We start from the raw sequence: 1,778 nt of genomic DNA, 5'->3' as shown, positions 1-1,778 counted from the left end.
GTCCAACAAGGCTTCCCTGCGGGTCCTGCCCATCGTCATCTCCCTATACGCGATGCTCAGTTCATCCACCAGGGGGCCCTGAAAGTGATCGATTACCTGCAACATGGCCTGCTCCAGGCCCAAGCCCGCTTCCACGCTAACGCTTAACATATCCAATACTTCGGGAAGCTGCCGCTGCATGGACTCATGCCTATTAGAGATCCTTTTGGTCAGGTTGAACCTAAGTCCAACGTACCCGGCATAGGCGCCCACCAACGCAGCAATTAAGCTGATATGGATACGGAAGCTCAGGACCAGGGCGAAGATGCCCAGCAATATAGCTCCAGTCGCCGCTACCAGGATCTGTACCGCCTGGTATTCACTTCTATCCAAATGAATCCCCGCCTGGCGAAGCTGCTTTTTAAGCTTGTCCGTTTTCTGATAACCTACACCCTTTTGGCTGCTCTTTTCCGGAAGGAAATTTTTGATTAGCAGGATCAAGCTGTTAACCAATGGTTTAATAACGCGTTCCGACAAGGGCTTATTCATCTCTTCATCCAGCACATTCACCCGTTTGGCACTATTGGTAATGATTATGACCCGCTGTTTAATCTCATCATTTTGAAGAGCACCCGGTGCAAATCGAACCAGAAGAAGACTAAAGACCAAAAAGCCCAAGGTAATCGCCATAAATATTTCCATCATACACCTCAATACTGAAGATCAGTGATTTTCGAGATACTAAAAAAGCCGATTACTTCCATTAGCACAGCAACGCCGACCATGACCTTGCCAATCCCAGTTTCGAAGAAGGAACCGAAATAGCCCGGATTGATCAGCATCAGGATCAGGATCAAAAATACCGGCAGCAGTCCGATGATGATGCCAGACATCCGTCCTGAGGCGGTAAGCACTTTTACCTCCTGCTTAATGCGGATCCTGTCCTTGATGGTACCGGAGATGGTACTCAGGATCTCCGTCAGGTTGCTTCCCACCCGGGCCGATGTTAAGACTGCCGATACAAATAGGTCCAGGTCCGGATTTTTCGCCCGCTCCGCCATATGCCGAAGGGCTTCTTCCATGGGCAGACCATAGTTGATTTCCCGCACAGTCTTGGTAAATTCATCACAAAGGGGAGGGCCCATTTCCGAGGCCACACTAACCATGGCCTGCTGAAAGGAAAATCCCCCTTTTAAACTATTCCCGATGATCACCAGAGCCTCTCCTAACTGCTTGGTAAACAGTTCTTTCCTTTTTTTTATAGCCCTTTTCAATAAAAACGGGGGAATTGCCAGTCCGATCATGCCGACCGCGATCACCGAAAGGATATGCCCCTTGATCACTGCCAATAAAAATATGGGAATAAAGCTAACCGCAATCCAGGCATACAGAAATTCAGCAGGCGTAAGCTTGATACCGGAACTAGCAATACCATCAGCAAATTCCGAACTGATAAATTCTATTTTGGTCTTTTTAAACCTTTTCTTCTTTTCAGCTCTTTCTTTCAAGACTTGATCATGAATATCTTCCATGCTGTCGGTTGCCAGATATTTTGAGTACCTGGCCATAACGATTTCTCTGCCTGAGACAGGTAGAAGCATTCTAATCAATGCATAGACACATATTGCCCCGGTTAGGGCAATCAGGACTGTCATCAAAACCACCTCAATTCGTAAACCAGTCATCCTTTATCAGAATCCCTCTGCCGGATATTTTAGCCAGGAAATTCGGGCGTATCCCCGTCGCCACAAAGTTCCCCTTGAGCTTTCCGGTCAGATCCACCCCAGTCTGCTTAAAGA

At 47.7% G+C, this 1,778-nt stretch carries 2 protein-coding genes; both read right to left on the bottom strand.

Translation table 11 applies throughout. From position 1 onward, the window contains the following. Positions 1-684 (bottom strand): type II secretion system F family protein (locus AC6I5A_RS03710; RefSeq protein ID WP_497900471.1); only part of this gene is annotated, 684 nt, incomplete at its 3' end. 5 nt (positions 685-689) lie between these two features. Further along, positions 690-1,664, bottom strand: coding sequence for a type II secretion system F family protein (locus AC6I5A_RS03705; protein ID WP_497900470.1), 975 nt, complete (start codon positions 1,662-1,664; stop codon positions 690-692). Between the last annotated feature and the right edge of the window lie 114 nt (positions 1,665-1,778).

It is taken from the genome of Desulfosporosinus sp. Tol-M2 (genome assembly GCF_059735615.1).
This window is presented reverse-complemented; position numbering and strand designations above follow the sequence as displayed.

Bases quoted from the DNA above. Each gene is read 5' to 3' on its own strand.
- AC6I5A_RS03705 (WP_497900470.1), bottom strand. From the start codon at position 1,664: ATGACTGGTTTACGAATTGAGGTGGTTTTGATGACAGTCCTGATTGCC.